This is a genomic window from [Scytonema hofmanni] UTEX 2349 (assembly GCF_000582685.1).
Lineage (GTDB): Bacteria > Cyanobacteriota > Cyanobacteriia > Cyanobacteriales > Nostocaceae > Hassallia > Hassallia hofmanni.
On sequence record NZ_KK073768.1, the window covers coordinates 3,524,934 to 3,532,131 of the forward strand.

Consider the following 7,198-nt stretch of genomic DNA (forward strand, 5'->3'; position numbering starts at 1 on the left):
TATGACTTTGACTAATGCGACACGAAAACCGACTTTACTTTTGACTGTAGTCATGGGAGGAGTAATTTTTACAAGTTGTGCTTCTGCACCTAACCTACCATCGGCTGCACTGAAGAATGAGACAACAGCAAGTCAACCCACAGGTGGTGCTGCGAGTGATACTGCAATATCTCAAACTGCTGAAACTGCCCAAGTACCTCGTTCCCGTCCGCAATTAATCAAAAAAGCGGCAATAAGTTTGATTGTTGATTCTGTAGATAAAAGTGTTAATGCCGTCTCCGAAATTATCAATAAACAGCAAGGAGATTTAATTAGTTTACAAGAACAACAACCGACAAAAACAAACGCCCCTCACACCGCATCAATACAGTTGCGAGTACCGCAAAACTTACTAAAACCTACTTTAGATGAATTAGCCAAATTGGGAACCGTAGAAAGTCGTAATATTAGCGCTGAAGATGTAGGCGATCGCTTAGTTGATTTTCAAGCAAGATTAACTAACTTGCGGAAAACAGAAGCCAATTTACAGAAAATTATGGATCGTGCTGGTTCTGTTCGGGATGTGTTAAGTGTTGCTCAAGAACTTAGTCAGGTGCGACAATCTATAGAACAAATTGATGCTCAATTAAAAAATTTAACTAATCAAGTTGCTTATTCAACTATTACTTTGAAATTAGAAGCCACAGTTTCTAGCAACGGAACACAACGCGCTTTGGGTTCACAACTTCAGGAAAGTTGGAATAAATCTACTAATTCTTTTGGTGATTTTACTGTTGGTTTGCTGAAATTGGGTATTTGGTTAATGGTTTACAGTCCTTATTTATTGGCTTTGGCAGCGATCGGTTATGGGTTTAATCGTTGGCGGAAAGGACATTACATGCCCTAAGAGGTTGTTTGAAAAGTGGTTAGCTGTGATTTTAGGCACTTATTGATCCCCCCTAACCCCCCTTAAAAAGGGGGGAACCGGAATTAAAGTCCCCCTTTTTAAGGGGGATTTAGGGGGATCTAAAACGTTTTGCTACCAACAAGAAGACTTTTCAAACATCCTCTTAATTTTCTCCCAAGTTTTGTACATCAATCCATCTGTTGCCATCTCCATTTCGTAATTCTTTTATGCAATTACTTGGCAGATAGACCCTGAATTTTCAATACAATTGGAATATAAGTGATGTTTTATTTATCTCAAATTCTAAACATCAAACCCATATTTTTCTTTTAATAAAGCTTTTAGCTCATCATTAGGTTCTTCTCCATAGCAAGAACCAATAACCTTTCCATAATCCTCGAAATCGATACTTTCATTTGATTCTAGTGCTTTCAAGAATTCCTCTTCTAAAGCAGCTCTTATGTAAACGAAGTAATAAGCCCATCGACCAGTACTATCTTTCGCTTTGAGTTTATTAATAAGATCACCTCGTTCTGCAAAAAACTTATTTTCATGCATATGACTATCATTTTTTTGCTTAAGCGCATCTACATTACCCATGCCGATAAGTCCTAGAAAACAATGTTCAGATAAGTCATATTTATCTGTATCATCCTTCGGGCGATTCAATCCCTGTCTAAGTACAGAGATTACTTGAAAACCACCTGTAAACACTAAATAAACTAATGCTTCGTCACGTTTATCACGAGCGCATGTATCATCTTGAAAAACTTCCAGAAGCGGATCTATCATTTCGGGGATGAAACATCCTAGGCGTCCAAGCCCAATAGCTGCATCTCTTTTAAATTTTATCGGTAAATGTGAAAAGACTAAATTTTTCATAACCTCAATATCTTTCGGACGATTGAGAGGTGATATTTTTGGTAATTTCCTTTGAGGCTTCCCTCCATCTGCCACAACTGCCCATTCGTAAATCCAATCTGCTTGGGCAAATATAGTTTTTTCAGAAGTACAGACACTCAAAATAAGGGCAGACCAACTTCGAGCAAAAGCATCATGTTTCTCATTGATAACAACTTGCCGTAAAAGGTCAAGTTCTTCATCAGCAAAAGTATAGGTTGTGTAAGAATAGCAAATTTTAGCGCTGGTTAGCCATACAATAGCCCATATAGCTGTGGTTGACACTGCATCATTACCCACCGCCTTTTGTTCAGCAGCCGTAAGCAATACTTTGACCACTTTACGCAAAAGTCCGTTCGGTAAAAAATCTATTCTTGCACCATTCTTTTGAACCTGTGGACGAAAAAATAATTCAACTAAATGCAGTGCTGCGTAAACACGTTCTTGGACCGAACAGAAGATAGTTAACTCGTCTAAAAAGGGTGTTAATATTTGAGTGGCGTTTTCTGCATTGAGTATTTCACTGTTTGTTATTGCTATATTTAAGAAGACACCACCAATCTTATTTCGACGGGCATCACGACTTCGTATATAACCTTGTAACAATCGTTCACGCAATAGCTTTCCAAAACGGGACTGCATCACTGAATAAAATGCTTCGTCCATTAAAGTATTCCGGTTGCTGTTGAAACCATCAAGCTCGTTGAGGTTATCTATAGCTTTATCTATTACTAAATTAACTGTCTCGTCTCTCAAATCAGGCTCTGTTCCTAGGCATTGCATAGCAAAACTAGACAACGCACGAGCTTCTCTCGGCAATCTATTGGAAGAGAAAAGCATTAATATCACGTCATCAGCAGTGAAAATACCTAAATACTCCGATTTATTGTTTTTTTGACCCAATTTAGATATCCAAAAGCACATCAACTCTTGCCAGTGAGCAGCGACAACTGGCTCAGTTTTTTGACTTTTACCAGGAATTTCAATTGGTCTGTCTACAAGCGGTATGTCATGCACCTTCTGACACAAATAAGCCAAGATATCTAAAGTTTTTTGTTGGCTCTCTTGTTTTAAAGTTTCTTGTTGTTTAGCTATTCTTTCAATTTGTTGCTGACATTCTTCAATTCCTTTTATTAATTCAAATCGTTGACCTGCACTATTAGCAGCAACAAGATCCTTCTCTAGAAAGGCAAGTTTTTCTTGCCAGAGAATCCTGACTTGTTCTAGTTCCCTTAAACTATGTTCTCGATTATCTGTTGACATTACTTATCTCCGAACTATTTTTTTAATTTTCTCCCAAGTTTTGTACATCAATCCCTCTGTTCCTATCTCCATTTCGTAAGATGCGATCGCAGGAATTAACGGCAAAACTACCTTCAATTTGGCTGAAGCTGCTTTATCTTGTTTCTCTAACTTGTATCGAATCTCTTTCAGGAGAGAAATTAGTTCTGAAGGATAAGTAATAGAAGGTATATTTTCGATAGATACAACTGCTTGTTCTACCTTAATCAGTTGGGTTTCTGCTTCCTCATCAGAGATAATAATCGCTTCTTGTGGATAAAGTTCCCAGTATTCTGTCTCGTATTTACGAATATTAGGAAGAATCTCTCGCTTAATGCGCTGCTTTAACTCAAAATTTGCAGGTTTACTACTACTCATCATTAACTCTTTTTCAAACTCCCCCAGCTTTTCGTAGAGTAAGTCTAAAATATCTTTTAAGTCATTTAGTCTGTCGTAATCGCTCATAATTTATTCTTAATTTATACTTGTTAAGGTAATAAAGTTTTGGGCGTTGCTGAATGATATGATGGGATGAATAAAATTATGCAGGTGCAGTTTTCTGCTTTAAATAATCAAGTAATAGCATTTCATGTTAATACCAATTATTTGTGAAGCTGCATGAAAGAACCCCACCCCGATCAGCCCCTCCCCGCAAGCTCTTAGGGGAAAATCCGGTTCCCTCCCCGCTTGCGGGGAGGGTTAGGGTGGGGTTCTTTGTATGTGTCTTCATATTAAATTGATATTAATAGCGATACATATGAATTTTTTTGAGACGCAATATTTCGAGTCTCTACTGTATTTGTATCAAGGTTTTTGTGAAATGGTATTAAAAGGGGTATTCTCAATAAATCCCTTTTTTAGCATTAAATTCTATTATTGAGAATCAATGCCATAATAATTTTTACTTTTCGTTTACGGAAAAAACAAAATTAACGAAAAATCTTATTTTTGCGTCCAATGGACAAAACTGGACTTTTGTCCATTTATTTTTGTTAATTTTAGATGCCCTTGCCCTGACCCGATCGCAGTCTGTTGTATTAATATGATTTAGCAGAACATCATCATGTTGCTCTGCCATTGCTGCAAAAACTTCATCCCACCCAAGTCGTAATCGTGTTACTGCGCGAATAATTAGGCGATCGCCATCAACCTCAATTTCCACCTCTGTGTGAATACCGCTTTATTCTAATAACGGTTTGATAATACGAACACCTTGAGAATTCGCGATTCTCACAATTCAGCTTCTAACAGATGCACCCATATTTAATCATGTGAGTGAAAATACGGTAAATATATTATAGACACATATATAAAAATTTTCAAGTGTAGCAAAAAGATAACCTAGAGCTAGATAAGTGCGATCGCTTTCTTGTTCTATGTGTATACAGCATATTTCACTCCTTAGGAGGTACATGCATAAAACCCAAAACCCTGTAAAGACGTTCCGGCGGAACGTCTCTACGTGTATTCAATAAAAGCGCAATCTGGTGTATGCGATCGCTACTCCAAAAGCGTTTCCCCTGTGGCATGGGTTTTTGGATAATTTGACCATCAAAATACTCACTTGCGGGTTTCGTTTCTGGCAATTGCAGAAACTCCGCCAATGTCAGATTTTTGGTTACTGCTTGTACCATTTTGGGGTTGCCTCTTCCTTTTCTATTTCTAATCTCAGCACAATGATGCTTGATAAGAGAAAGACTTGAATGTTTTAATGCAAGTAGTTTTTGTAAGTTAATACTTTTGGCTGATTGTTGCAATTTAAAGTTATGCAAAATACATTATTCGATAAAATCTTCCGTGACAGCGATGGCAATATTGTTTTAGCTCAGATGCCAAATCTACCAATTATTGTCTGGGTAACAGCTAGTTTGCTCAAACTAGTTTTTCCAACAGGCGAAATTAATACAGGGTTAGACGCACTTGCTTTTGGCTCTTTATTTACTTGGGCATGGCTAGAATTATTTCAAGGCGTTAATTATTTTCGTAGGGCACTAGGTCTTGGCGTGCTTATTGCTGTTATGGTGTCAAGAACTGTGGGTATTAATCTTGGCTCTTTTTCTCTTTGATAAAAGGGGTGATACGCCGCGATGCGATCGCACTCTACTCTATATTTATCATGCGATCGCACGACGATGTTTAGGCACTCTCATTGCTGCATACCTCAATCATGATAATCAACTATTTCAACCTCAGAAGCTCCTTCTAGTGTCCACACAAAGCACATTCGATACTGATTGTTAATCCGAATACTATGCAGCCCTTTTCTGTCACCTTTTAAGGCTTCTTAAGCGATGCTACCGCGTTTTCTGGCTTCTTTGTAGGAAGTACCCACATTTTTCAAGCCGGCTTTAATCATTTGTTGTTCCAATAAAGCAAAGAAACGCGCTTTATCACCACCTTTGACCACAGCTTGATTATGCGCTTCGGCGATCGCTACTGGATAGCCATATCCTTTCTGCACTTGTGCTAACATCAATCCTAATGCTTGGTCTAACATAGTTGTATTTTCTGCTACCCATGCGGGAACTTCTATCCGAGCAATTTCAGTACCAACATGGACATAGCAAAAGTAAATTTTTTGGTCTTCATACTGTTCTAAAATATGGGCATTACTACGCCATAAATTACTGCGTTGTCCTGGTTTGAGTTGAGTTGACCAAAGTGTAGTATCTCGTAAAGGTTCAAATATTTTACAAGGTACTTCTTCTAATTGATTAGGGCAGAAAGTTTTACAATCGGGAACTGGATGAGAACAAGCTGTTAAACGTAAAAAGTTCATCGCTTCAATGTTGCGAGAAGCGCTGAGATAACCCATGATGGGAATTTCAGCAGAGCGCATTTGTTTCCATGCTTCGAGGATAGGGGGTAAAATGCGATCGCGTGCTTCCCCAGGCAACTGTTCCAAAAACCAGTAAACTAACGAACCATCCACCATCGCTAATGTTGGTGCTTGCGTCTTTTCTTCACAAGCAAGTTCTGCTAACACAGTTGTTTCACTGGCAGTGCGTCGATAACCCATCCATTCTTCGGTGCGAATTCCCCATTGCCGCGACATATATAAATCTTCTGGGCGGTAAAATACTTCTGGTAAACTATCTAAAATCGGGTGAAGATTTTGTCCGTAATGCAAAACGACTCTACCGATGTTGAGAAGATAGCAGTAAGCAATTTCGTGATGGTTGGGGGCAATTTGGGAACCGTCGGTAGCAATAACAGTATGTACCTTCGGTGGAGTTGGGATATCGATACAACTGTCTAATGGCTCAACTGGTGTAGCATTAGAAAAGATAATGCGATCGCGCCATTTTTCCTGTCGCTCTACTAAATCATCTTGACAATCATAAGCATTTTTTAGATGTTGTTGCGCTAATTCTAAACGCTGACGACTTGCAGCAACTTCTAAAGTCAGATGCTGACTTAAACCTTGCATTTGTCGCGCTAATTGTGTAAGGTCAAGCATAAAGTTTTGCTATTTGTTGTTTGATAGTTGTTAGTTGTTAGTTGTTAGTTGTTAGTTGTTAGTTGTTAGTTGTTAGTTGTTATAGCGTTTCCTAATCACATGAGGTACATCATAGCCCCCTCCTCGCTTGCGGGGAGGGGGTTGGGGGTGGGGTTCTTGTACATCACTCAACCGAGAACCGCTATAAGGCGAGATAGCGGCAAGAGCGAGGGTTTTGAAATATGTTGGTAATCACAAAGGCTTCCAGCCTGAGGGCATAATATTTGTATAATCAACCATAAATTCGGAAACATTCATTAAGCTAGTGTATATACTCGTAGTCAAAATCTAAACAGACACCAGCATGATAGTTGAATGGTTCACCACCTGGATAGCTACAAAAGCAGTTGGATTTCTCGTCAAGACTATTATCAGCAAAGAATTTGTCGAAGATTTAGTCAAAGACTACGCTAAAGATTTTTTCAAAAGTATCTTAAATAATGCCGTAACCGCACCCTTCAAACAAGAACCCCTTCAGAAAGCTGAAGTTATGGCACTGGCAGAATTTGTGCAACTGATGCAGCAAGATTTAGAAGATGGTGAGCTTGCTGAAGATGACATCAAAAAGTATACGCAACCGATAAAGCAGTTTATCAAGAATCAAGAAGTCAAACAAATTTTGGGAAATGCCT

The 7,198-nt window shown here is 38.6% G+C and carries 7 protein-coding genes and 2 pseudogenes; 3 read left to right on the forward strand and 6 right to left on the reverse strand.

The features are described from left to right. The first annotated feature begins 1 nt into the window (after position 1). Positions 2-886 (forward strand): DUF4349 domain-containing protein, encoded by an 885-nt coding sequence (locus TOL9009_RS0120920; RefSeq protein WP_029634498.1) that lies wholly within the window; start codon positions 2-4, stop codon positions 884-886. A 303-nt stretch (positions 887-1,189) separates the two neighbouring features. Here the strand turns inward: TOL9009_RS0120920 and TOL9009_RS0120925 are convergent, their stop codons facing one another. The 4 genes and pseudogenes from TOL9009_RS0120925 to TOL9009_RS45965 form a co-directional block, all read right to left on the reverse strand. Next, positions 1,190-3,049: a hypothetical protein gene (locus tag TOL9009_RS0120925; RefSeq protein ID WP_029634499.1), complete on the reverse strand. Its 1,860-nt coding sequence runs from the start codon at positions 3,047-3,049 to the stop codon at positions 1,190-1,192. A gap of 3 nt (positions 3,050-3,052) precedes the next feature. After that, positions 3,053-3,532 (reverse strand): hypothetical protein, encoded by a 480-nt coding sequence (locus TOL9009_RS0120930; RefSeq protein WP_029634500.1) that lies wholly within the window; start codon positions 3,530-3,532, stop codon positions 3,053-3,055. A gap of 436 nt (positions 3,533-3,968) precedes the next feature. Next, positions 3,969-4,229, reverse strand: coding sequence for a hypothetical protein (locus tag TOL9009_RS48480; protein WP_063628696.1), 261 nt, complete (start codon positions 4,227-4,229; stop codon positions 3,969-3,971). A 352-nt stretch (positions 4,230-4,581) separates the two neighbouring features. Further along, a pseudogene (locus TOL9009_RS45965) lies at positions 4,582-4,701 on the reverse strand (Uma2 family endonuclease); the annotation flags it as partial. Between the two features lie 132 nt (positions 4,702-4,833). On the opposite strand from TOL9009_RS45965, the gene TOL9009_RS0120945 reads away from it, so the two are divergent. After that, positions 4,834-5,133, forward strand: a complete 300-nt coding sequence (locus TOL9009_RS0120945) for a hypothetical protein (RefSeq protein WP_029634501.1) — start codon at positions 4,834-4,836, stop codon at positions 5,131-5,133. Positions 5,134-5,228: 95 nt separating this feature from the next. Here TOL9009_RS0120945 and TOL9009_RS43715 read toward each other — a convergent pair whose 3' ends face one another. Then, positions 5,229-5,324 carry a hypothetical protein gene (locus tag TOL9009_RS43715; RefSeq protein ID WP_242055539.1) on the reverse strand — a complete coding sequence of 32 codons (96 nt, stop codon included), beginning with the start codon at positions 5,322-5,324 and terminating at the stop codon, positions 5,229-5,231. 27 nt (positions 5,325-5,351) lie between these two features. Further along, entirely contained in the window at positions 5,352-6,527 is a 1,176-nt protein-coding gene (locus tag TOL9009_RS0120950; RefSeq protein ID WP_029634502.1) for a DNA double-strand break repair nuclease NurA, read from the reverse strand. 343 nt (positions 6,528-6,870) lie between these two features. On the opposite strand from TOL9009_RS0120950, the pseudogene TOL9009_RS39960 reads away from it, so the two are divergent. After that, positions 6,871-7,198 (forward strand): annotated as a pseudogene (locus tag TOL9009_RS39960) (NTPase); the annotation flags it as partial.